The sequence below is a fragment of the Pantoea sp. X-Soil-YNGN-785 genome (genome assembly GCF_059730585.1).
In genome coordinates this window covers 24,445-46,978 of sequence record NZ_AP035942.1, presented here as the reverse complement: position 1 = coordinate 46,978, position 22,534 = coordinate 24,445, and the positions used below count along the sequence as shown (strand labels likewise).

Genomic DNA, 22,534 nt, shown 5'->3' with positions numbered 1-22,534 from the left:
TTAACGCCCGGAAATGATTTCTGTCACGATGTCGTTGAGCACACCGTTATTGACCTGAATCACCGCTTTATGGGGATCAAAACGCAGGACGCGCGACAGCGGATCGCGGCTTTTGCCCTCCAGCAGCGAACTGACCGGTCTGCTCTGCCAGCAGTGCCGCATCTGCGTCAGCGTCAGGCCAGAGAGCTGTGTTAGCTGCTCTGCCAGCGTGAGATCCTCGCTACGCTGCTCAAGCAGGTCGCGAATGGCTGTTTCATCCAGCGCAATCTGCTGCTGCGTCAGCCACTGTCCGAGCTGTTCTCCCTGTGCCAGGAAGGGTGAGTAGATCATGCAGATCAGCTGGTCGTCGTTAAGGTCAAACGCCTGCAGGGCGAAGTCCGCCGCGCGCTGCCGCTGCTGGTAGATGGCGTCGTCATCCTGATAACGTGCCGCCATCTCATCAATCAGCTGTGGCGGAAAATCTTTCTTCACCATCAGCCCCAGCGCAAAGCGCACATATTCGCGGATCCCTTCGGCATAGTTACGCTGCAGCAGCGTTTCAGCCCGCAGTCCCCGCAGGTGCGCCATCAGTGTCGGATTACCGCAGTCGGACTCAGAAAAGCTGAACATCAGCTCATCAAAACGGAAACGCATAAATTCGCTGAGCAGCGCCCAGTGCGCGCCCGCTTCATAGGCAGTGTCCTGATAGATGTTGAAAAACAGCGGATCGCGCGCCAGCTGGTGGGTAATGCGGTGCGCGGGTGTCAGTTGATCGGCACCGTAAACGTCAGAGAAGTAGCGCTCAGCTACGCCGTCCAGCGTCTGGAGAAAGCCGCTGAAGCCCCGGTCTTTGTCCGCTACCGGCGCATCAAACAGCCGTGAAAGGTGCCGCGCCCAGGCAACATAGGCAGCCTGCTCCTGCGGCGAGTCGCCGGTAACAATCAAATCCACGCCGCCGTTGTAGTCTGCCGCCAGGCCAAAGGAGTTCACCATGCTGAGATTACAGGCATTGCAGAAGGTCGAGCGCCCATCGGCGCGAAAGCGGTGGCCATTCATCAGCACATCATGGCGGTTCTGCTGCCGCACGCTCTCCGGCATCGGCAGGTCGCGGGCAAACGGCCGGATCAGCAGGCCATCCACCACCAGACATTCCGCCCGTTCATCGTCATGCATCGCCAGCGCCTGATACACGCGATGGATATTCCCCATCACGCTCTGATTCATCGCCGCGTGGCGGTTGGTGCTGACCCGAAGAGAAAAAGTGCTGCCCTGCTGCTGCCAGATCAGGCCCTGAATGTATCGCACATACGCCACCATGTAGCTGCTGTCTTTTCCGCCGCCATAGGCGAGCAGCACACGGTTGTTCTCCAGCTGCAGCTTATCCGGTAACGCCGCCAGCAGGCGGGCGGAGCAGCGCTGAGCCGACTCCATGATCGCGGGCGACAGATACGCTTCAATCTCCTTCATCATGGCGGGCAGATTATTCATTTCTCGCATTTCCCTCAGGTGAACAGAATCGCTTTATGGCCTGAAGCCCGGTGGCTGGCGGGGTCGCCGTGCCGTTCAGCATCATGAATAATTAAGAGATGCAGCCTAAAGTACTTTGAATGTACTCTGTTGAATATGCACAGATCAGCGCGATATGGGGTGGAACAGATGGCCGATGTTATCGGGGAACAGGAGAGTCAGAGCAGTCGTTACCGCCAGATAGCAGAACAGATCAAGCAGGCCATTCATGCCGGTTCGCTGGCTCCCGACAGCCGTCTGCCGTCGGTACGCACGCTGGCGACGCAGTACAATGTCAGCCTCACCACCGCCCTGAAAACATTGCGCACGCTGGAAGATGAGCGCTACGCCGTCGCCCGGCCTAAATCGGGCTTTTTTGTCGCCCCGCAGCGGCCTTCTTCACGTCAGTTGCCCGCCATCAGCGAACAGCCACACGCCATCGCACCGCTGGATGAACAGACCGAACTGCATCTGGCGATGCTTGGCTCAGACTGCCGGGTGCGCCTCGATCTGGCTAACGGCGACAGCGCGCTCTATCCGGTCAAACGCATCGGCCTGCTGATGCGCCAGATGGGCTACAGCAAACCGGCCCTGCTCGGCAATACGGTCAAGGGCACCGGCTATGCGCCGCTGAAAACCGAGATTGCCCGCCGCGCGGTCGATTATGGCTGCAATATCAGCGCTGACGATATTCTGATCACCAACGGCTGCATCGAGGCGATCTCACTGTCGCTGCGCGCCACCACCCAGCCGGGTGACGTCGTGGCCGTAGAGTCACCCTGCTATTTCGTGCTGCTGCAGATGCTGCATAACCTGAATCTGCGGGTGATTGAAGTGGAAGCCGGGCCGGAAGGGTATGTGAATGTGGCGAAGCTGACCGGCCTGTTTCAGCGCAAGGCGGTGCGGGTCTTTCTCACCCTGTGCAACGTCAATAATCCGCTGGGCAAGAGTATTCCCAACGAGCATAAAGCCTATATCGCGCGGCAGGCGGATGAGAACGATGTAGTGATCATTGAGGATGATATTTTTGGCGATACCGCCTTTGGTGAGCGTCGCCCCTTCCCGATGCGCGCCTTCAGCCCCAATGCCATTCTCTGCAGCGGCTTCTCTAAAACCGTGGCACCGGGCATTCGTATTGGCTGGGTGCACAGCGTTAACTACATGCGCAAAATTGCCTCGCTGAAATATACCTCCACCATGGGCACCTCCGTGCTGTCACAGGCGGCGGTGGCGGAGCTGCTGCGCAGCGGCGGCTATGATGCTCACCTGCGCAAACTGCGGCGCGAGCTGGCGCGGCAAATCCGTGAAATGCGGCAGTCGGTATTGCGGGAATTTCCGGCGGGAACCCGGGTGTCCGATCCGGAAGGAGGCTATGTGCTGTGGGTGGAAATGCCACGGGGGGCACTGAACGTGCGCGAGCTGTTTCTGAAAGCGCGCAATGCGGGCATCGGGATTGCGCCCGGCCACATTTTTGCTACCGATCAGCGCTACGATCACTGTTTCCGGCTGAATGCCGGTTTCGGCTGGAATGCGGAAGTGGAACAGGCGATTCAGCAGCTGGCACAGTGGTGCCAGCTGTCGTTAACCGATTCACAGGAACAGCAGGATTAACTGTCGCGCCAGGCGATCTCAACCTCTTCCGCCAGAATCTGCACCGCCCGCTCGATGTTCTCTGCATCCGGCACGTAGTTCATCCGCATACATTGATGAGTATGCGGCCACGCCTGTTCCAGTCCCGGGAAGAAGAAGTGACCTGGCACCATCAGTACGCCGCGCGCTTTAAGCCGCTGATAAAGCAGTTCGGTGGTGATCGGCAGATCGCGGAACCAGAGCCAGAGGAAAATCGCCCCTTCCGGCTTATGGATCAGGCAGCGATCTTCCGGCAGATAGCGCCGCAGGATCGCGATAGTCTGCTGCACCTTCTGCTGATAGAACGGCTTAATCACCTCTTCGGAGAGCCGCAACAGATCGCCACGACGGATCATCTCATTGGCGATGGCCGGACCGATACTGCCTGGCGCCAGGCTGATAATCCCGTTCATATTGCTCAGCGCAGTAATGATCTTCTCATCCGCGATAATAATGCCGCAACGCGCACCCGGCAGGCCGAGCTTCGACAGGCTCATGCAGAGAATAATGTTGGGATTCCACAGCGGGCGCACCTCGCTGAAGATGATGCCGGGGAACGGCACGCCATAGGCATTGTCGATCAGCAGCGGCACGTCATGCTGCTGTGCCAGCGCATCGAGCTGCATCAGCTCATCATCGGTGATCACATTGCCGGTGGGGTTGGTCGGGCGCGATACGCAGATTAACCCGACATCATCGTTCATCGGCAGATGCTCGAAATCGACATGATATTTAAACTGGCCTTCCGGCAGCAGCTCAATGTTCGGCTTCGCCGACACAAACAGATCGTCTTCCAGACCGGCATCCGCATAGCCAAGATACTCAGGCGCCAGCGGGAAAAGCACTCGCTTTTTGCTGCCATCGGCCCGGCGACCGGCGTACAGGTTAAACAGATAGAAGAAGGCACTCTGGCTGCCGTTGGTCAGCGCGATGTTCTCTGCGGTAATCGGCCAGCCAAGCTGTTCGCTCAGCAGTCCGGCCAGCGATTCGAGCAACGTCGCTTTGCCACGCGGACCGTCATAATTGCACAGCGCCTCGCTGAGTTTGCCCTCCTCATGCATCTGCTGCAGCAGTTGCTGAAAATAGTCGTTCATGGCCGGAATTTGCGCCGGATTGCCGCCACCCAGCATGATGGTGCCGGGCGTACGCAGGCCTGCGCCCATATCTTCCATCAGACGTGAGATGCCGGAATGTTGGGTAAATTTGTCGCCGAACTGAGAAAAGGACATAGCGGTTAAATATTTGTAATAGCGAATCGGGGGTCCACCATAACGCCCGCCATCGGCGGGCGCAATGGGAAGGCGTGGGGATTACTTCAGCGCCTGCGGGTTCACGCAGTTTTTCTCAACGTTTCCGCCGAGCGCGGCGATGAGATTCTCTACCGCATCCTGCATCATGCCGTAACGGGTTTCATGCGTGGCGGAACCGATGTGCGGCAGCGTCACAACATTAGGCAGCGACAGCAGCGGAGAGTCGGCTGAGACCGGCTCCTGCTCAAACACATCCAGCCCGGCAGCGTGCAGTTTGCCCGCCTGCAACGCGGCGATCAGCGCCTGCTCATCCACCACCGGCCCGCGACCGGCGTTGATCAGCACTGCATCCGGCTTCATCAGTTCCAGTTCGGCAGCACCGATCAGATGGTGCGTCTCTTCCGTCAGCGGCAGGCTGATGCAGACGAAATCACTCTGCTTCAGCAGCGCCTCCAGTTCACAGCGCTGCGCGCCAAAGCGCGACTGCGCCTCTTCATGTTCGCGGCGGGCGTTGTAGAGGATTTTCATGCCGAAACCAAAGTGGGCGCGCTGCGCCAGCGCCATGCCGATGCGTCCCATGCCAAGGATACCCAGCGTTTTATGGTGCACGTCGATGCCGAACTGCGCCGGCCCGATGCTCTTCTGCCAGTTGCCCGCTTTCACCCAGGCATCCAGTTCCGGCACCCGGCGCGCCGTGCTCAGCACCAGCGCCATCATGGTGTCCGCCACGGTTTCGGTCAGCACGGTCGGCGTGTGCATCAGCACCACGTGACGCTGATTGAGTGCATCAACATCGAAATTGTCATAGCCCACAGAGACGCTGGAGCAGACGCGCAGATTGGGCATTTTCGCCAGCAGCTCGCCATTCACTTTACCGCCCGATCCCAGCAGCCCTTCTGCCTGCTGAAACACCGCAGCGTGCTGCTGCTGGCTTTCCGGCGACAGATCGCTGATTTCCGTCACGTCACACTGTTCAGCCAGGCGTGCGTAGAGATCGTCAGGCAGTTTTTTATAAAGAATTACAGCGGGTTTCATTCGGTGGCTCCCGTTCAATAAGTAGCGGGCGGCTTGCAGGCCGCCCGGAGAAACAGAGATTAACGATTACGCTTTTAATGTGCTGACTAAGCCTTAGGCGCTTATGAATCAGCACTCTCTAGCGTTTACGCTTTCAGGCCGGTTTCGCACCCTGCAGCGGCGGGGCTTTATTCTGCGCCGGTTTCACAATCAGCGTCAGCCACACCGAAACCAGCAGGGCCGATCCCATAAAGATGTAAGACGCCGACGGGCTGCCGGTAGCACCATTAAGATAGCCGACAATCCATGAACCGATGAACGACCCCAGCGCGCCCATGCTGTTGATCAGCGCCATTGCGCCACCGGCGACATTACGGGGCAGCATCTCAGGAATAATGGCGAAGAACGGTCCGTAAGGGGCATACATCGCGGCTCCGGCAATCACTAACAGGGTGTAGGACATCCAGAAATTGTTCGATCCCACCAGATACGAGCCGAGGAACGCCAGCGCGCCAATCAGCAGCAGCGGCCAGACGAACAGCTTACGATTCTGGGTTTTGTCCGACGCCCAGGAGACCACCACCATCGCAATGGTCGCTGCCAGATAAGGAACGGCAGAGAGCCAGCCCGCTTCTACCATGCCCATCTGCGTACCGTTGCGCAGAATCGACGGCAGCCACAGCACAAAGCCATACACGCCGATGCTCCAGGCAAAGTACTGCAGGCAGAGAAGGATGACGTTGCGGTTACGGAACGCTTCGCCGTAGTTACGCACCGCTTTGATGTTTTCCTGCTCTTTCTGCAGTTCAGCCTGCAATGCCGCTTTCTCGGCATCACTCATCCAGCGCGCCTGTGCCGGTTTATCCTGCACCAGGAACCACCAGGCAATCGCCCAGACCACCGCCGGAATCCCTTCGAAGATAAACATCTCACGCCAGCCAAAGGATTCAATCAGATAGCCCGACACCACAGACATCCACAGCACCGTGACCGGATTACCCAGAATCAGGAAGGTGTTGGCGCGCGAACGTTCCGATTTAGTGAACCAGTTGCTGATGTAGATCAGCATTGCAGGCATCACGGCGGCTTCCACGACGCCCAGGACAAAGCGAATCGCGGCCAGCATCGGAATGTTGCTGACCACGCCGGTCAGCGAGGCGCAACCACCCCACAGCATCAGACAGACGAAGATCAGTTTCTTGACGCTGCGGCGTTCGGCGTAAATCGCACCCGGGATCTGAAAGAAGAAGTAACCCAGGAAGAACAGCGCACCCAGCAGCGAGGACATGCCTTTAGTGATGCCGAGATCGTCGTTAATCCCGGCAGCAGAAGCGAAGCTAAAATTTGCACGATCGAGATACGCCAGGCTGTAGGTGATAAAAACGATGGGCATGATGAACCACCAGCGTTTTGGCGCGATTGTCTGCTTTTTCATCGGGAACTCCTGTGACTGTAGAGGGGCGCGAACTACACGTCGCCCAGTTGCTGACGCGTCGGCAGACCTTCGCTGTCACCAATGACCTGAATTGCCATCGAACCAATCTTGTTACCGCGCCGAATCGCCTGCGGCAGCGACTGACCTTCCAGCAGCGCGCTGATGACGCCAACGGCAAAGCCGTCACCAGCACCCACGGTATCCACCACGTTATCGACCTTGATCGCCTCAACCTGGCCCTGTTCGCCCTGCGCGGTTTTATACCATGCACCGTCACAACCGGTTTTAATCACGACGGCTTTCACACCCCTGTCGAGATAGAAATCCGCGATCGCTTCCGGCTGACGATAACCGGTCAGAATCAGACCCTCTTTTTCGCCCGGCAGTACCCAGTCGGCATACTCCGCCAGCAGATTGAGCTGCTTACGCATCTCCTCTTCGCTGCGCCACAGCACCGGTCGCAGGTTCGGGTCAAACGAGATAGTTTTGCCGCGTGCGCGCATCTCTTTGGCGGTGTGCTTCAGCAGTTCTAATGAGCTTTCTGACAGCGCCGCCGCCACACCGCTGAGGTGCAGATGGCGCGCCGAGCCGAAATAGTCCGCGTCAAAATCATCGACCGAGAGATGGCTGGCCGCCGAGCCTTTACGAAAATATTCCACCAGCGGATCGGAACCGTCATCCACTTTGGACTTGAGCTGAAAACCGGTGGGATAGCGCTTATCGACCGTCACACAGGCGTGATCGATACCCTCTTTTTCCAGCTGCTGGCAGATAAACCGGCCAAAAGCGTCATCGCCGACACGGCTGACCCAGCCCACTTTCAGGCCAAGACGTGCCAGGCCGGTCGCTACATTGAGTTCCGCGCCCGCGGCACGTTTAACAAAGGTCTCTGCTGCGGCCAGGTCGCCGGTTTCACGGGCGATGAACATCGCCATCGCTTCACCGATGGTGACAACATCAAGCGGACCGTTGTGATGCATAGTGTGATGCGTCGTCATCTTCACTCCTTACACGTTACGCAACAGCGACACGTAGTGACGTGTCACCGCAATCAGATCGTTGCCTTCCAGCGGAAATTCAATACCGCGCGGCGCGCGGGCGGGCAGCTTTTGCAGCAGCGTGCGCCAGTGGTCATCAGCCTCATCCAGCGCAATCGCCCGGAAGCTATCCTGATGCGGTACGGCGGCTTTGACATGCACATAGCCCACCTGCGCGGCCAGCTGCTCTGCTGCCTGATCGGCGTTTTCGCCGGTCCAGCACCAGTTACCCATATCAAAGGTCATGCTGATCGGCAGATTGGCTTCGCGCACCGCCGTGAAAAACGCGACGGACGGTGCCAGTCGGCCATGTTCGGTCTGGTCGTTTTCCACGGTCAGCTGGAATGGCAGATCTGCCAGCAGCGCCTGCAACGTTTCGCGAGGCAGCGCACCAGTAAAGTCTCCCAGCGCCACTTTCAGCCGCTGCGCGTTTAGCTGTCGTGCCTCTTCAACGTAGTGGGTTATGCGTGGATTGATTTCGCCGCCGTCACAAAACAGCGTATCCGGCACGGAATAGCTGGCGTGCAGCTGATGCTCCGCTATCGCCCTGGCCAGCGCCGGCAGATCGGCCAGCGCCGCGTCATCAAGCAGTTCACGGCGGATTTCGACCCCGTCAGCGCCCGCCTGCTGGATTACTGGCAGCAACGCAGCCTGACCGCCGAGTGCGGCGATCTGCGCGTGGCCATAAGCGGCGGTCACCACGATAATGTCAGGTTTCATGTTCTACTCCATGGCAGAGGTCTGCCCATAACGAATAGAAAAACCCTAAATGGAACCGGTTCCAAAGCAAAGCAGCAAACTGTGAAATTATGATCGTGCTCACGAAGCGAGCATGTAAACGGAAGGTTAAATCTGAAATTCAGCCCAGAGGCTGGCTGGAGCCACGAACGATCAGTTCACCCGAGAAGACCTGCTCAGCAACAGGCAGTTCACTGCCCTCGATGCGCGCAATCAATCGCTCCAGCGCGCTGTAGCCAATCTGCCAGGTCGGCTGTTTCAGCGTGGTAATGCCGACACCCGCCAGCGCCGCCCACTCCAGTTCGTCGAAACCGAGCAGGCCGATATCACGGCCCCAGTGCAGGTTAAGTCGTTGCAGCGATCGCGCCACCTGCAGCGTCAGCGCGCCGTTGGCCACCATCACCGCGCAGCGTTTACCGGTGTGACGCTGCTGGAAGGCCAGCAGCGCCTGGTCCAGTGCGGCGGGCTGGTGCAGCGGCACTTCCGCATTTTCATGCTCAACCTGCGGATGCGCCGCCAGCAGCTGGCGGAAAGCCTTCAGACGCTCGCGTCGCGTATTCACGCTGCCCAATGGCTCGCTGAGAAACAGCAGCGCGTCATAGCCATTGTCGACCAGATGGCGTGTGGCCTTCTCGGCCGCTTCGGCATTGTTCAGGCCCACCACATCGCAGGGAAAGTCGGGGATTTTGCGGTCGATCAGCACCATCGGCAGCAGGGATTGTTGCAGATGGCTGAGTACCTCTTCACGCATGCCGACCGCGTTAACCACGATGCCCTCAACCTGATAACTGCTCAGCAGTTGCAGATAGTGCTGCTCCAGATCCACTTCGTTGTTGGTGTTACACATCAGCAGCGTGAAACCCTGCTCCCGGCAGGCAGCTTCAATGCCGCTCATCACATCGACGGAATAGGGATTGGTAATGTCGGCGATAATCAGCCCAATCAGGCGGGTACGTCCGCGCTTCAGGCCGCGCGCCATCTGACTCGGGCGGTAGCTGAGATCCGCAATAGCCTGTTCAATCCGCGCTTTTAAGTCGGCAGAGAGCAGATGCAGCTCGCCATTGAGATAGCGTGAAACGCTGGTTTTACCGGTTCGTGCCGCGTGAGCAACATCGCTGATGGTGGCGCGAGGCGGCCTGATTTTCATGAGATATCCTGCGAAATAAGAAACCCGGCAGAGACTAGCACAAGCGAAGCCCGGCGCAAAAAGTGCTAGGCCGGTAATTGCAGCCAGGGTTGCCACAGGGTCTGTAACGTTTCCGGCGGCGCGCCATTGATCAGCCTGATAACCATGTCAGCCACCTGTTCGCCGGCCTGATGCGGCGTTGCCTGGCGAATCGCGGCAATGGGATGATCGAGAATCGCATCACGCGGTAATCCTTCCCAGCCTGCGAGCAGAATGGCGTCCTCGCCCGCTGCCCGACCGGCCTGCTGCAGCGCCAGAGCTGCCCCTTCAGCCAGCGCAGCGCAGTCGGTGATAATCACTTCCGGCGCGGATTCCTCTGCCAGCCACTCACGCGTCTGGTGATAGCCGGCACGGCGCGACGGTGCGACCGCCGCCATCGCGTAAGGCGCAACGTCACCCAGCGCCGTCAGATAACCCTGACGCCGGTCACGTACCCGCGTGCTGTTTTCATTGCTGCCGAGCCAGGCTATCCGCTGCCGCCCCTGCGCCAGCGACCAGCCCACCGCCAGTTGTGAACCGGCAAGGTGATCAACATCAAACCAGGCGTAGGCGGCTGGCAGATCGCTGCGGCCCAGCGCCAGAAAGCGAAAACTGGTCTGCATCAGCGCATTCAGTCGGCTGTCTTCTGGTGTGGTATGGCCGACGATCAGAGCATCGATGGCCCCACTGCGCAGCAGGCGCGTCAGGGTTGAGTGACTCTGTTGCTGCTTATCCGCCAGCAACAGCAGGTTAATTTCATGACGGGCAAGATGATGATCCAGTGCCAGCAGCATGTCGCTGAAGTCGCTGCCACATAGAGGGGATGCACTGATTGGGCAGACAAATCCCACCGCGTTTGCACGGCCGGTTTTCAGCCGTCGGGCCGCCGCATTAGGCCGGTAGCCGCGCCGCTGCGCTTCCTCTTCGATGCGTTTACGCGTCTCCTGAGCGACATCCTGATAACCATTAAGGGCGCGGCTGACAGTCGTAACGGAAAGACCTAAAACTGCAGCGATGGCTTTAAGAGACATGGGGCAAGTCCACTGATCAATTTTTGATCAGACTACCATAAGGCCTCTGCTGGCTCTATCCGCAGAAACATTACTGGTGCTTTTAACGTGATGCTTTACAGAAAAGGTACGCCCCCGTTCGGGGGCGACCGCGATTATCCCAGCGGGCTGAGCGTGATCTCAACACGACGGTTTTGTGCTTTGCCTGCTTCGGTGCTGTTGGTGGCAACCGGATTATCCGGGCCTGCACCCTGCGTACGCAGGCGATCGCTGGCAACACCCTGCACGATCAACGCACTGGCAACACTTTCAGCACGCTGCTGTGACAGACGCATGTTCAGCGCACGGCTGCCGGTACTGTCGGTGTAACCCACGACGTTTACCGCGGTTTTCGGATACTCTTTCAGCACCATTGAAACACCGGTCAGGGTGTTGGCGCCGGCAGGTTTCAGATTGCTGCTGCTGGAGTCGAAGGTGACATTGTTTGGCATATTCAGGACGATGTTATCGCCGTTGCGGGTTACGCTGACGCCGGTCCCGCGCATCTTGTCACGCAGTTTCGCTTCCTGCACGTCCATATAGTAACCCACGCCACCACCCAGTGCAGCACCACCAGCGGCCCCAATCAGCGCACCTTTACGACGATCTTTCTTCGATGAAGAGAGCACGCCGACACCGGCACCGACTAATGCGCCAAGGCCCGCGCCCACGCCTGACTTACCCGCCTGAGATTCGCCGGTGTAGGGATTGGTCGTACAACCTGGCAGGGCCAGACTGCCGCTTAATAACAAGGTGATGGCGATTAATTTCTTCTGCATTTTTGTTCCCTTACATTCGACACACAGGGGAAAACCTTTCCCATAAGTGGCACGATTATGCCGTCTGGTGACCGGGAATGTAGTGCGGAAAAATCCTGATTTACCGGGAATCACGCCTTTTGATTGTCAGGATGGCAAAAACAGTTGCTCTGATGATCGTTTATCAGCCCGCAGGCCTGCATAAAGGAGTAGCAAATTGTAGGGCCGATGAATTTGAAACCACGCAGCTTCAGCGCCTTCGAGAGCGCAATGGCCTGCTCTGACGTGGTGGGTGCCTGGCTGTAATCAGGATAATGGTGGACAATTTGCACGTTATCGACAAATTGCCAGACGAAGTCGCTGAAATCCTCGCCTTTCGCTTCCATCTCAAGAAAAGCGCGGGCGTTAGCGATAATGGCAGCGATTTTGCCAGGGTGGCGGATAATGCCGCTGTTGAGCATAAGATCGTCAATGTCGGCAGCGTCCATCTGCGCAATAACCTGAGGATCAAACTGGTGAAACGCCGCCCGATAGTTTTCACGTTTTTTCAGCACGGTGATCCAGGATAATCCCGCCTGCTGTCCTTCCAGACAGAGCATCTCGAACAGTGCACGCGTCTCTCTCTGCGCCACACCCCATTCCCTGTCGTGATACGCCAGATAGAGCGGATCCTGCGTTACCCAGCCACATCGTTGCATCGTTTTGTTCCTTTATAACGAGAATATTTTAGCGGTCCGCTTGATCTTAGAATTAATCGGTTGATAGTTAAACGATCACCGGTTAAATAACAGAGACGGGCCGAAAAATTCATTAAGACGCCATAACTTCAGCCTTGCCCGGAGAAGCGATGTTGCCGAGAAGCGGTTGGAAAGGTCTGCGGACCTGCTGTGCTGTAGGGCTGTTAATGTTCATGCAACCGACTTTTGCCCGCGGTGGTATCTCTGCGCCTCAGCATCCTGACTTTCTGCCCGACTACGACACAATTCTGGCGGAGAAGATCGCCCTGACGCCACTTGCGTTCAGCGATGAGAGCCGCGCCCTGTTTGAAGCTGCAATTAATTCTCCCACTGCTTCCCCCATCGCCCTGCACAGTGAAACCGGTAGCGTAGGCACCACGCCGCTGGGTAAACGCTATCGGGCGGGCGTTGATATGCCCATTGCGCCGTCATTGACCACCGGACCCGTGGCGCAGTATGCGGTCGATCCCCAGCAGATGAACTGTCTGCAATGCGACTACAGCGATCAGCAGAGCCGTGAACAAAGCGCCAGCGTTGGCTGGCGCATTGATTCGCAGCAGGGATGGATATCGCCCTGGGCGCAGCTGAGTTACCACTATCTGATGGCAGATGCGCCGCAAAGCCCACGGCGCGAGGCAACGAATGGCTCGGACCAGTCCGACGGTATCGATTTAAGCATCGGCGCACAAATGCCACTGAACGATAATCTGGCGGCTTTCGCGTCATTTTCACAAAGCGAAGCGCTGAATAACGACGAGCAGCAACTTTATAGCTTTGGCTTCAGCGCCAGCTTCTAGCGGGGCATGAAAAGAGAAAGGGAATCGGGCGTTTAAAATATAATGAGTCCGCTAATCATTATACTGGTAACAAAATGCGCAACGATTTGACAATTATTGGCCGTGAAATCGCGGTCTTCCTGATGGCCGCCCTGGTTCTCGCCCTGACTATCGTCCCCGTCTACATTGATGTGGCCTGGATGAACGACGCACTGCACGAAACCTCTTTTACTGAAACTACCCAGGAAATCATGCTGGCGATGATCGCCGCGCTGTTTTTCATTGCGGCCCGCCGCCGTCCCGCCCAGCGTGGAGCGCTGACCCTGGTCGCCGGCTTTTACAGCTGCATGCTGATCCGCGAGCTCGACTTCGTGTTTGATGTCATTCAGCACGGCAGTTGGGTCTGGTTTGCCCTGGCGGTCACGGCGGGTTCGCTGGCCGGTGCACTGCGCACGCCGAAGAACACAGTCCATGCGCTGGCAAACCTTGTTCAGCACCGCAGCTGGCCGGTGATGGCGTCCGGCTTTTTAGTGGTGCTGGTTTTTTCCCGTCTGTTTGGTGTTCATGTGCTCTGGCAGCATCTGATGCTCGGTGATTACAACCGCGTGGTGAAAAACATGGCCGAAGAGGGCACCGAGCTTCTGGGATACAGCCTCTGCTGGCTCGCCTCGGTTCGCTATTTATGGCAGACCCGCCCGGCCGCCGCTGCCATCAGCGTGTGCGCCACTGAATCTGCATCGGCCCGCCACGCCTCTTCTCCGGCCACGTCGCACTGACTGCGGTGTTGCTTTTTAAGCGATCCGCACCCTCAAAACAGGTACAATAAACACTTCTGTGTCGGCGACAGGTTCCCGGCGCAAGGTGTTCGTTAACCTCAGGTCTTTTCATGTCAGCTAAAATCTTAACTTCAACGCTCATTGGCCTGGATGCCTTCCGACAGGATCCGCTGACTGCCCTGCAGCAGGCGGAAAAGGGCACGCTGGCGGTATTAGACAACTATGCGCCGGTGATGTATGCCATCACACCGGCGCGTCTGGCTGAGCTGCTGGCGCTGGAAGCCGCCGCCCGGCAGCCAAATGATGTGGTGCTGGATGACAGCCTCTATGACGATGCGCCCGCCGCGATTCATACGCCGGCAGGCAAGTTCGCCATGTATCCGGGCTGGCAGCCGGATGCCGACTTTACGCGTCAGGCCGCCATCTGGGGCGTGGCGCTGAGTGAACCGGTGACGCCCGGCGAGCTGGCGGCCTTTGTGGCCTACTGGCAGGCGGAAAGCCGGATGTTCCATCATGTGCAGTGGCAACAGAAGCTGGCGCGCAGCATTCAGATGAACCGCGCAGCAAATGGCGGGCAGCCGAAGCGTGATATCACGCAGTTGCCTGATCCTGACCGTACCATTCCCGATGGTTTCCGAGGTGAATGATGAAAACGCCAGATGATCTCTTTAACCGTCTGAAAAGAATGATGCCTGCGGGCACCCGTCCCAAATTTGCCAATGGTGAAGAGCTGCTGGCGTGGAATCAGGAACAGGGTCGTCTGCGATCGGAGGCGATTGTGCGTGAGAATCGCGCAATGAAAATGCAGCGCGTGATGGGCCGTTCCGGTATTCGCGAGCTGCACATGAACTGCTCATTTGATAATTACCGGGTAGAGAACGAGGGACAGCGCAAAGCGCTGGAGCTGGCGCGTCAGTACGCCGCTGAGTTTGATGGCAGCATCGCCAGCTTTGTCTTTTCCGGGCGTCCTGGCACCGGTAAAAACCATCTGGCCGCGGCGATTGGCAATGACCTGATCCTGCGCGGTAAAAGCGTGCTGATCGTGACGGTCGCCGATCTGATGTCGAGCATGAAGGGGACCTTCAGCGGCAGCAGCGGCATTACCGAAGAGCGACTGATTCAGGATCTCAGCAGTGTCGATCTGCTGGTGATTGATGAGATCGGTATGCAGAGTGAGTCACGCTACGAAAAAGTGATTATCAATCAGATTGTCGATCGCCGCTCTTCATCGAAACGCCCGACCGGCATGTTATCCAACCTCGATCATGCGGGCATGAATGCGCTGCTGGGCGAGCGCGTCATGGACCGTATGCGGCTGGGCAACAGCCTGTGGGTACGTTTCGACTGGGAGAGTTATCGCAGTCGGGTGCGCGGCGACGAGTATTAACAATGACCCGGCTACGCCGGGTCATTGCGCTAATGAGGCCGCCGGTACAGCAGAAAAGCCAGGCTTAAGCTGGCGATCTGATCGCCGTCACGATCTCAGACACAGGCGTTCGGGTTGTGTGAAACAGCCCACAAAGTGTAGGGCGAAGAATGCGCCAGGGCTGATACACTCAATTCTTACTCCTTTGTTGGGTGAATCCGTGATGAAAACGAACGGCAAAGGCCCCGCACTACTGCGACTGAATAACCAGAAACGGGTGATGGCTCAGCTGCGTAAGCTGCGCGTGACGTCGCGTCAGGATCTGGCGGAGGCGCTGACCCTCAGCAAAAACACGGTCTCATTAATCATTGATGACCTGCTGGAGCAGGGTCTGATAGAGGAACTGGGGCCGGTCAGCGTCGCGGCTGCCGGACGGCCTAAAATCGGTATCACCCTGAGACCGGAAAAGCTTAAGAGCGCAGGCGTCATGGTAGAACGCAACGTGATCCACTGGCGTGTCTGCGACTACTTTTCACAGGTGCTGGCTGAAGCGACGCTGCGCACCGATACCAGTCACCCGACCCGCCTGCTGGCTGAACTGGCTATGCTGTGCCGGGAACTGACAGAACGCTATCCCGACTTGCTCGGTATTGGCCTCGGCTTCCCCGGCATCGTCGATCCCCGGCGCGGCTGGATGCATATCTCATTGCCGCTGGAATGGCAGGATGTTGACCTGCTGACCACGCTGCGCAAGCACGTGCGTCTGCCTATCCGCATTATGAATAATGTCAAAGCCGCTGCGCTACTGGCTGTCGAGCAAAGTGGATTATCGCCGGAGAGCGGTCATTTTTATCTGCGTATTTCCGAGGGGATTGGTGGCGCACTGGTACAGCAGGGTCAGGTATTTACCGGGCATAGCTGGACGGCGGGCGAAGCAGGACATCTGGTTGTCCAGCCTGAAGGGCCACGTTGCAGCTGCGGCCGCCGGGGGTGTCTGGAAGCGCTGGTCAGCAAGCCTGCAGTGAATCAGCAGCTGGCGCAGCGTCAGCCTGGCCTGAGCTGGCAGAACCGTGACAGCGCCCCGCGCGTGGTGGATGAGGTGATGGCGCAGGCGGGTGGCTATCTGGGTGCGGCGCTGAGTCAGATTATGCTGCTGCTCAATCCCGCTACCATCATCATTGATTGTCCGTGGAACGCCAGTGAGCGCTTCTGCAAGGCGGTGCGCGATACCGCACACGGCAACGCGCTGGCCTTTACCGCCGCGCACACTCAGTTGCACTTCCCGGAAAACCGGATTGACCCGGCAAACGGGCTGGCACTGGCGGTGCTGGAACAGAGTGAGCAGCGTGTGGGGTGAGCGTGCCCCCACAGACTGCCCTCTTTTTTACGATCGTGTCTCGCTGACCGGAGCATCTGTCCGTTCGCCCGCCTCACGCGGGTCAATATTAAACTTCTCCAGCACGCGCGCGTGAATTTTTTCCAGCGGCATCCCAGCCGTTTCCGGCAGATAGCGGAAAGTGAAGAAATACATAGCCAGTGAAAAAAGCGCAAACAGTAACAGCGGGAAGCCACCGTGGAAAATCTCAAGCAGAAAAGCACTACTGTTCAGAATCGGGAATGTGGTGCTGATGACAAAATTGGCCATCGACATGGCGCAAATGGAGATGCCGACACAGATTGAGCGGATTTCTGTCGGAAACAGCTCGCCCAGTACGGTCCAGACAATCTGTCCCCAGGTCATGCCAAAGAAAACCATATAGGCAAACAGTCCCACCACCGCCAGCAAGCCGGGCAAACGGTAATAGAAAGCGATAAAGGTGTAGGCAAGGAAAACGGCAGAGGTAATCGCCCCCAGCAGTAACAGCTTACGACGTCCGACTTTATCAATCAGCGCCATACCCATCAGCACTCCCACAAACTGACATACAGACAGCCAGAAGGTCTGGAGCAGCGCCGAATCCGTGCTGCCGGACACATTTTTCAGCAACGTTGGTCCGAAATACTGAATCACATTGATGCCGCTAATCTGGTTGCCGACAGCCAGGCCAATACCAATGATGAGCAACGGCACCGTGGTTTTGTTCAGGCGGAATCGGGATTTATGGCGGGTCGCCGCCTCATCAGAGAATGAGTGTTTAATTTCATTGAAAACGGTGCGGGCATGGACCGGGTCAGAGATTTTGCTCAGCGTATCCAGCGCCTCTTTGTCTTTGCCTTTCAGAACGTTCCAGCGCGGTGATTCCGGTATAAAAGCAATGAAAAAGATAAACAGCGCACAGGGCACCAGCGCGGTTGCCAGGATATAGCGCCAGCCTGTATCGACCATCACCTCCGGCAGCATCGATTTATTAATGAAGTAGTTGGTGAGCAGTACCACCGATTGCCCACCGACACAGCAGACCGCATAGAGCGCGCTGGTGCGGCCACGATACTTCGACGGTGAAAGCTCCGCCAGATAGATTGGCGAAATCACCGAGGCCAGCCCGATGGCTAATCCGCCAAGAATACGAAAGGCGACAAAGGTGAAGAAGTTATGGGCGATGGCAGTCCCCACCACCGAGGCAGTAAACAGTAGCGCCGTGATAGCGAGCGACTTTTTGCGGCCAAATTTATCGCTCAGCTTTGGCGCAATAAAGCAGCCCACCAGACTGCCAAGCAGGATGTTAGACACTGCCCAGCCGGTTTCTGCCGGGGTCAGCTGGAAATAGTCACTAAGCGGCTCGATAGCGCCAGAGATAATTGACGAGTCATAGCCCATCAGCAGGCCACCAAAAGCGGCGACGGTGCAACAGAGCATGACATATTTCATGTTGTAACGTTTTTGCCGGGTTTCCATTTTTACAGGCTCCTTTTCTCTACTGCCTGAACCGTATCGGTTCAGAAAGAGGAGGCGTGATTGTCAGGGGTTCAGGAATTGCAGCGATCAGATACCCGTGAAATATATTTTCTAAATGGAGAAATTTGGATTAATTCTTTCGGAAGTGTGAGGCGGGTTGGAAAAAATTATAAACTTGTTGAGTGATAACCCTTAATAAAGCTCATATAAATCATTGATATAATAGAGAAATCCGGGCAGTGATGTTTTCCCATCCAGGGTAAACATCTGATGACAGACGAAATATCGTCTGAAGTGGCCTGTCTGGGGCTGATAAAACACTACGCCAGCATTCATCCTTAAGTGCTGATTTTTAAGCTTTAAATTCAATGAAGCCGGGCCGTTCCGGCTGGCAGATTAAGCCTGCGAAAATAGCCCCTGGACTGACAGCGAGGCATCAGGATGAAATATAATTTTCATCCTGGTCATTATATGAAAACACGGGCGTTCTTTACGCCAGTCTGTCGTTAAAGCAGGTTTTCGCCAAAATGCTGGCGATACTCTTTCGGCGTGGTGTCGTAGCTTTTGCGAAAAACTGAGTAAAAGTATTGCAGCGAAGGGTAGCCGCACATCTGTGAGATTTCGTTGATGTTGAGCGACGAGGAAGCCAGCAGTTCGCGGGCTTTTTCCAGCTTTTCGCGGTGGATCATCGCATGGATAGTGTCGCCGGTCTCATCCCGGAAGCGCTTTTCCAGGTTAGAGCGCGACAGTCCTACCGCATCCAGCACCTGCTCCACTTTAATCCCTTTACAGGCGTTGAAGCGGATGTAGTGCATCGCCTGAATCACCGCCGGATCGCGCAGCGAGCGGAAATCGGTAGAGCGTCGGGCGATCACTTTCACCGGCGGCACCAGAATGCGCTGAAGCGGCAGAGGCTGCTTATCCAGCAGCCGATGCAGCAGTTTGGCCGCCTGATAGCCCATCTGTCGCGAGCCCTGTGCTACGGACGAGAGCGCCACGCGTGACAGATAGCGGGTCAGCTCCTCATTATCAATCCCGATCACCGTAAGCTTCTCCGGCACCGGTATTTTCAGATGTTCGCACGCCTGCAGCAGGTGCCGTGCCCGTGAGTCGGTGACGGCGATAATGCCGGTTTGCGGCGGCAGCGTCTGCAGCCAGTCGGCGAGCCGGTTCTGGGCGTGCTGCCAGTTTTCCGGTGCGGTTTCCATGCCCTGATAAACCACGCCCTGATAGCGCTCACGCCCCACCAGCTGGCGGAACGCCTGTTCCCGCTCCTGTGCCCAGCGCTTGCCGCTGGAGGCCGGTAAACCATAAAAGGCAAAACGGTTAATGCCCTTCTCTTTCAGATGCAGAAAGGCTTTCTCCACCAGCGCGGCATTGTCCGTAGCGATGTAATGCACCGGGGGATAATCTTCCTGACGATGGTAAGAGCCGCCAACGCCGACAATCGGCACAGAGACATTTGACAGCAGGGTTTCGATGGAGCGATCGTCGTAATCGGCGATCACCCCATCGCCCAGCCACTCGCGGATGTTGTCGATGCGACAGTGGAAATCTTCCTCGATGAAGATATCCCAGTCAGTCTGCGACGCCTGCAGATACTCTCCGACGCCCTCAACAACCTGGCGGTCATACACTTTATTGGCGTTAAACAGCAGCGTAATGCGATAGCGTTTATCATGCATGGTGGCGCGTTCCCTTAAATCCTCAGCGCATTGCATAACACGGCTGAAAGGGGCAAAAAAATTGTTTGCGCCACAATGTGATCGCCCGCGCGATTACACCCGACGCCGCGTTGCGGTATCCATCCACACCGCCAGCAGCAGAATCGCGCCTTTGACGATGTACTGCCAGAAAGTCGGCACATCCATCATGCTCATGCCGTTATCCAGCGAGGCCATGATAAAGGCCCCCATTACCGCGCCCGCCACCGACCCCACACCGCCCGCCAGGCTGGTGCCGCCGATGACGCAGGCAGCAATCGCGTCGAGTTCTGCGATGTTACCCGCCGATGGCGAACCTGCGCCCAGCCTTGAACTCAGAATCAGCCCGGCAATCGCCACCATCACACCGTTGATGGCGAACACCGCCAGTTTGGTGCGCGCCACGTTAATGCCAGACAGCCGGGCAGCATCAATGTTGCCGCCGATGGCATAGATACGACGGCCAAATGCAGTGCGGGTGGCCATAAACATGCCTGCCAGCAGCAGCACAGCCAGCATTAAAACCGGCGTCGGCACGCCGCGATAGTCGTTGAGTAACCAGATGGCACCGAGCACTATGATGGCGGTAATCGCCTGACGCCCCACGGTGCTGCTGGCTGCGCCCTGCGGCAGTCCGAGCTGCTGACGACGCAGACGCAGACGCCACTGCCACAGCATAAACAACGCCAGACCGGCCACGCCAAAGCCGAAACCAACGCCACCCGGCAGATAACTCTGTCCAATCTGCGACATGCCCGGCGTGATGGGCGCAACCGTAGTGCCGTCAGTAATTCCGACCAGAATGCCGCGGAACGCCAGCATCCCTGCCAGCGTGACGATAAACGACGGCACTTTACGGTAGGCCACCCACCAGCCATTCCAGGTACCGAGCAACAGCCCCATCACCAGTGTCACCACGATGGTCAGCGGCAGTGGCCAGCCGAGCCAGACGTCGAATATCGCCGCCGCCCCGCCCAGCAGCCCCATCATGGAGCCGACTGACAGGTCGATCTCCGCCGAGATAATCACGAATACCATGCCCACCGCCAGGATACCGGTGATGGCGGTCTGACGCAGCAGGTTGGAGACATTACGCGCACTGAGCCACGCGCCGTCGGTGGTCCAGGTAAAGAACAACGCAATCAGCACAATCGCGCCCAGCATCACCAGCACCTGCAGATTAGGCAGCGTGAACCTGCCCGGTGACGGTTTGCCCGACGTGCCGGTGAGGCGGCTTTGGGTACTTTCACTTTTAAGCATAATGTTCACTCCGCAGGGCAGCTTCCATCACCTGCTCCTGAGTCAGGTTATCGTTAATCAGATCGGCTTTGATCTGCCCTTCATGCATCACCAGCACCCGATCGCTCAGGCCCAGCACCTCCGGCAGCTCAGATGAAATCACAATCACCGCGATACCCTGCTGCACCAGCGCATTGATCAGCAGGTAGATCTCCTGACGGGCGCCCACATCGATGCCGCGCGTCGGTTCATCCAGGATCAGGATTTTGGGATTAAGCAGCAGGCACTTCGCCAGAATCGCTTTCTGCTGATTGCCGCCGCTCAGGCGGCCAATGGGCAGTTCCGATGAGGAGGTTTTTACCCGCAGCCGGCTGATCGCGTCGTTGATCGCCTGCTGCTCCTGCGCTTCATCCAGGGTAGAGAGGCGGTGACTGAACTGGTCCAGCGCCGCCAGGGTAATATTTTTACCCACCGCCATCAGCGGCACGATGCCATCCTTTTTGCGATCTTCGGGCACCATCGCGATGCCGTGCGCAATCGCAGCGCGGCAGTCGGTGATGCTGACCTGCTGGCCATTGATCCAGATATCACCCTGCCAGCGCCCCGGCCAGATGCCAAACAGACACTGCACTGTTTCAGTCCTGCCCGCGCCCACCAGCCCGGCGATACCCAGAATCTCACCGCGTCTGAGCGTGAACGAAACATTGTTAACGCGGCGGATGTGGCGGTTAACCGGATGCCAGGCGGTAAGGTTATCGACTTTCAGTATCACATCGCCAATCTGATGGGGCGCGTGGGGATAGAGCGCGGTCAGCTCGCGTCCGACCATCATGGTGATGATGTCATCTTCGCTCAGGCCCGCCGCCGGACGGGTGGCGATATGCTGGCCATCACGGATCACGCAGATGGTGTCGGAGATCGCCTTCACCTCATTCAGCTTGTGTGAGATGTAGATGCAGGCGATGCCGTGTTCGCGCAGATTACGGATGATACCCAGCAGCACATCCGTCTCCTGCTCCGTCAGCGATGAGGTCGGCTCATCCAGAATCAGTAGCCGGACCTGTTTGTTGAGGGCACGGGCGATCTCCACCAGCTGCTGCTGGCCCAGGCCTAACTCACCGACCCGGGTCGCGGTAGAGACGTTCAGCCCGACCCGCGCCAGCAGCTGCTGGCAGCGCAGGGTCATGGTTTCATCATCCACCATGCCGAAACGGCTCAGTTCGGCACCCAGGAAGATGTTCTCCATCACGGTGAGTTGCCGCACCAGCGCCAGCTCCTGATGAATAATCACAATGCCTTTACGTTCGGTGTCGCGAATAGTCTGCGCCTGAATCTCGTCGCCAGAGAAGTGAATCTGCCCTTCAAAATCGCCGTGCGGATAGAGGCCGCACAGGATTTTCATCAGCGTCGATTTACCCGATCCATTCTCACCGCACAGCGACATCACTTCGCCCGCCTCCAGTTGCAGACTGACATCATTAACCGCCTTCACGGCACCGAAACGCTTGGTGATGTTTTTCATTTCCAGCAGCATCGACTGT

General features: G+C 57.5%; 20 protein-coding genes. 6 read left to right on the top strand and 14 right to left on the bottom strand.

The window, feature by feature from the left end:
* Entirely contained in the window at positions 1–1,467 is a 1,467-nt protein-coding gene (locus tag AC6I8E_RS00210; protein ID WP_497824307.1) for a hypothetical protein, read from the bottom strand.
* Positions 1,468–1,635: 168 nt separating this feature from the next.
* Here AC6I8E_RS00210 and AC6I8E_RS00205 point away from each other — a divergent pair, with 168 nt between their 5' ends.
* The gene (locus tag AC6I8E_RS00205; protein ID WP_013359591.1) at positions 1,636–3,096 is read left to right on the top strand and encodes an aminotransferase-like domain-containing protein; all 1,461 of its coding nucleotides are present in this window, start codon (positions 1,636–1,638) and stop codon (positions 3,094–3,096) included.
* Here the strand turns inward: AC6I8E_RS00205 and AC6I8E_RS00200 are convergent.
* The 9 genes from AC6I8E_RS00200 to AC6I8E_RS00160 form a co-directional block, all read right to left on the bottom strand.
* Positions 3,093–4,343 (bottom strand): valine--pyruvate transaminase, encoded by a 1,251-nt coding sequence (locus AC6I8E_RS00200; protein ID WP_095706442.1) that lies wholly within the window; start codon positions 4,341–4,343, stop codon positions 3,093–3,095. The genes AC6I8E_RS00205 and AC6I8E_RS00200 overlap by 4 nt on opposite strands.
* An 81-nt stretch (positions 4,344–4,424) precedes the next feature.
* On the bottom strand, positions 4,425–5,399 hold the full coding sequence (gene ghrB / locus AC6I8E_RS00195) for a glyoxylate/hydroxypyruvate reductase GhrB (RefSeq protein ID WP_135907366.1): 975 nt from the start codon (positions 5,397–5,399) through the stop codon (positions 4,425–4,427).
* Positions 5,400–5,532: 133 nt separating this feature from the next.
* Positions 5,533–6,813, bottom strand: a complete 1,281-nt coding sequence (locus AC6I8E_RS00190) for an MFS transporter (protein WP_201252220.1) — start codon at positions 6,811–6,813, stop codon at positions 5,533–5,535.
* A gap of 32 nt (positions 6,814–6,845) precedes the next feature.
* Positions 6,846–7,811 carry a sugar kinase gene (locus tag AC6I8E_RS00185; RefSeq protein WP_013359587.1) on the bottom strand — a complete coding sequence of 322 codons (966 nt, stop codon included), beginning with the start codon at positions 7,809–7,811 and terminating at the stop codon, positions 6,846–6,848.
* 9 nt (positions 7,812–7,820) lie between these two features.
* Positions 7,821–8,570, bottom strand: a complete 750-nt coding sequence (locus AC6I8E_RS00180; RefSeq protein ID WP_201252219.1) for a sugar phosphate isomerase/epimerase family protein — start codon at positions 8,568–8,570, stop codon at positions 7,821–7,823.
* A 139-nt stretch (positions 8,571–8,709) separates the two neighbouring features.
* Positions 8,710–9,735, bottom strand: a complete 1,026-nt coding sequence (locus tag AC6I8E_RS00175) for a LacI family DNA-binding transcriptional regulator (protein ID WP_497824306.1) — start codon at positions 9,733–9,735, stop codon at positions 8,710–8,712.
* Positions 9,736–9,800: 65 nt separating this feature from the next.
* Complete coding sequence (locus AC6I8E_RS00170; protein WP_201252218.1) at positions 9,801–10,784, bottom strand: LacI family DNA-binding transcriptional regulator; 984 nt, start codon at positions 10,782–10,784, stop codon at positions 9,801–9,803.
* 134 nt (positions 10,785–10,918) lie between these two features.
* On the bottom strand, positions 10,919–11,581 hold the full coding sequence (locus AC6I8E_RS00165; RefSeq protein ID WP_013359583.1) for an OmpA family lipoprotein: 663 nt from the start codon (positions 11,579–11,581) through the stop codon (positions 10,919–10,921).
* A gap of 110 nt (positions 11,582–11,691) precedes the next feature.
* The gene (locus AC6I8E_RS00160) at positions 11,692–12,258 is read right to left on the bottom strand and encodes a DNA-3-methyladenine glycosylase I (RefSeq protein WP_497824305.1); all 567 of its coding nucleotides are present in this window, start codon (positions 12,256–12,258) and stop codon (positions 11,692–11,694) included.
* Between the two features lie 212 nt (positions 12,259–12,470).
* On the opposite strand from AC6I8E_RS00160, the gene AC6I8E_RS00155 reads away from it, so the two are divergent.
* The 5 genes from AC6I8E_RS00155 (at position 12,471) to AC6I8E_RS00135 (ending at position 16,572) form a co-directional block, all read left to right on the top strand.
* Positions 12,471–13,094 carry an autotransporter gene (locus AC6I8E_RS00155; protein ID WP_230299978.1) on the top strand — a complete coding sequence of 208 codons (624 nt, stop codon included), beginning with the start codon at positions 12,471–12,473 and terminating at the stop codon, positions 13,092–13,094.
* Between the two features lie 74 nt (positions 13,095–13,168).
* Positions 13,169–13,849 carry a hypothetical protein gene (locus AC6I8E_RS00150; protein WP_107319184.1) on the top strand — a complete coding sequence of 227 codons (681 nt, stop codon included), beginning with the start codon at positions 13,169–13,171 and terminating at the stop codon, positions 13,847–13,849.
* Between the two features lie 110 nt (positions 13,850–13,959).
* Complete coding sequence (gene dnaT, locus AC6I8E_RS00145) at positions 13,960–14,496, top strand: primosomal protein DnaT (RefSeq protein ID WP_013359579.1); 537 nt, start codon at positions 13,960–13,962, stop codon at positions 14,494–14,496.
* A complete protein-coding gene (gene dnaC / locus AC6I8E_RS00140; protein WP_033734618.1) occupies positions 14,496–15,236 on the top strand; it encodes a replicative helicase loader DnaC in 741 nt (246 codons plus the stop codon). The genes dnaT and dnaC overlap by 1 nt, the downstream gene beginning before the upstream one ends.
* A gap of 202 nt (positions 15,237–15,438) precedes the next feature.
* Positions 15,439–16,572, top strand: coding sequence for an ROK family transcriptional regulator (locus AC6I8E_RS00135; protein ID WP_013359577.1), 1,134 nt, complete (start codon positions 15,439–15,441; stop codon positions 16,570–16,572).
* Positions 16,573–16,599: 27 nt separating this feature from the next.
* Here AC6I8E_RS00135 and AC6I8E_RS00130 read toward each other — a convergent pair whose 3' ends face one another.
* The 4 genes from AC6I8E_RS00130 to AC6I8E_RS00115 form a co-directional block, all read right to left on the bottom strand.
* Positions 16,600–18,051 (bottom strand): sugar porter family MFS transporter, encoded by a 1,452-nt coding sequence (locus tag AC6I8E_RS00130; RefSeq protein ID WP_013359576.1) that lies wholly within the window; start codon positions 18,049–18,051, stop codon positions 16,600–16,602.
* Positions 18,052–18,557: 506 nt separating this feature from the next.
* Positions 18,558–19,736 carry a D-xylose utilization transcriptional activator XylR gene (xylR, locus tag AC6I8E_RS00125; protein ID WP_061061193.1) on the bottom strand — a complete coding sequence of 393 codons (1,179 nt, stop codon included), beginning with the start codon at positions 19,734–19,736 and terminating at the stop codon, positions 18,558–18,560.
* A 93-nt stretch (positions 19,737–19,829) separates the two neighbouring features.
* On the bottom strand, positions 19,830–21,014 hold the full coding sequence (gene xylH, locus AC6I8E_RS00120) for a xylose ABC transporter permease XylH (protein ID WP_497824304.1): 1,185 nt from the start codon (positions 21,012–21,014) through the stop codon (positions 19,830–19,832).
* Positions 21,007–22,527 (bottom strand): xylose ABC transporter ATP-binding protein, encoded by a 1,521-nt coding sequence (locus tag AC6I8E_RS00115; RefSeq protein WP_147789688.1) that lies wholly within the window; start codon positions 22,525–22,527, stop codon positions 21,007–21,009. The genes xylH and AC6I8E_RS00115 overlap by 8 nt, the downstream gene beginning before the upstream one ends.
* Positions 22,528–22,534 lie beyond the last annotated feature (7 nt).

Bases quoted from the DNA above. Each gene is read 5' to 3' on its own strand.
- AC6I8E_RS00150 (WP_107319184.1), top strand. From the start codon at position 13,169: ATGCGCAACGATTTGACAATTATTGGCCGTGAAATCGCGGTCTTCCTG.
- AC6I8E_RS00165 (WP_013359583.1), bottom strand. From the start codon at position 11,581: ATGCAGAAGAAATTAATCGCCATCACCTTGTTATTAAGCGGCAGTCTG.
- AC6I8E_RS00155 (WP_230299978.1), top strand. From the start codon at position 12,471: ATGCAACCGACTTTTGCCCGCGGTGGTATCTCTGCGCCTCAGCATCCT.
- AC6I8E_RS00115 (WP_147789688.1), bottom strand. From the start codon at position 22,527: ATGCTGCTGGAAATGAAAAACATCACCAAGCGTTTCGGTGCCGTGAAG.
- AC6I8E_RS00190 (WP_201252220.1), bottom strand. From the start codon at position 6,813: ATGAAAAAGCAGACAATCGCGCCAAAACGCTGGTGGTTCATCATGCCC.
- AC6I8E_RS00200 (WP_095706442.1), bottom strand. From the start codon at position 4,343: ATGTCCTTTTCTCAGTTCGGCGACAAATTTACCCAACATTCCGGCATC.
- AC6I8E_RS00210 (WP_497824307.1), bottom strand. From the start codon at position 1,467: ATGAATAATCTGCCCGCCATGATGAAGGAGATTGAAGCGTATCTGTCG.
- xylH (WP_497824304.1), bottom strand. From the start codon at position 21,014: ATGCTTAAAAGTGAAAGTACCCAAAGCCGCCTCACCGGCACGTCGGGC.
- AC6I8E_RS00185 (WP_013359587.1), bottom strand. From the start codon at position 7,811: ATGACGACGCATCACACTATGCATCACAACGGTCCGCTTGATGTTGTC.
- AC6I8E_RS00160 (WP_497824305.1), bottom strand. From the start codon at position 12,258: ATGCAACGATGTGGCTGGGTAACGCAGGATCCGCTCTATCTGGCGTAT.
- xylR (WP_061061193.1), bottom strand. From the start codon at position 19,736: ATGCATGATAAACGCTATCGCATTACGCTGCTGTTTAACGCCAATAAA.
- AC6I8E_RS00205 (WP_013359591.1), top strand. From the start codon at position 1,636: ATGGCCGATGTTATCGGGGAACAGGAGAGTCAGAGCAGTCGTTACCGC.
- AC6I8E_RS00170 (WP_201252218.1), bottom strand. From the start codon at position 10,784: ATGTCTCTTAAAGCCATCGCTGCAGTTTTAGGTCTTTCCGTTACGACT.
- dnaC (WP_033734618.1), top strand. From the start codon at position 14,496: ATGAAAACGCCAGATGATCTCTTTAACCGTCTGAAAAGAATGATGCCT.
- AC6I8E_RS00175 (WP_497824306.1), bottom strand. From the start codon at position 9,735: ATGAAAATCAGGCCGCCTCGCGCCACCATCAGCGATGTTGCTCACGCG.
- AC6I8E_RS00130 (WP_013359576.1), bottom strand. From the start codon at position 18,051: ATGGAAACCCGGCAAAAACGTTACAACATGAAATATGTCATGCTCTGT.
- AC6I8E_RS00180 (WP_201252219.1), bottom strand. From the start codon at position 8,570: ATGAAACCTGACATTATCGTGGTGACCGCCGCTTATGGCCACGCGCAG.
- dnaT (WP_013359579.1), top strand. From the start codon at position 13,960: ATGTCAGCTAAAATCTTAACTTCAACGCTCATTGGCCTGGATGCCTTC.
- ghrB (WP_135907366.1), bottom strand. From the start codon at position 5,399: ATGAAACCCGCTGTAATTCTTTATAAAAAACTGCCTGACGATCTCTAC.
- AC6I8E_RS00135 (WP_013359577.1), top strand. From the start codon at position 15,439: ATGAAAACGAACGGCAAAGGCCCCGCACTACTGCGACTGAATAACCAG.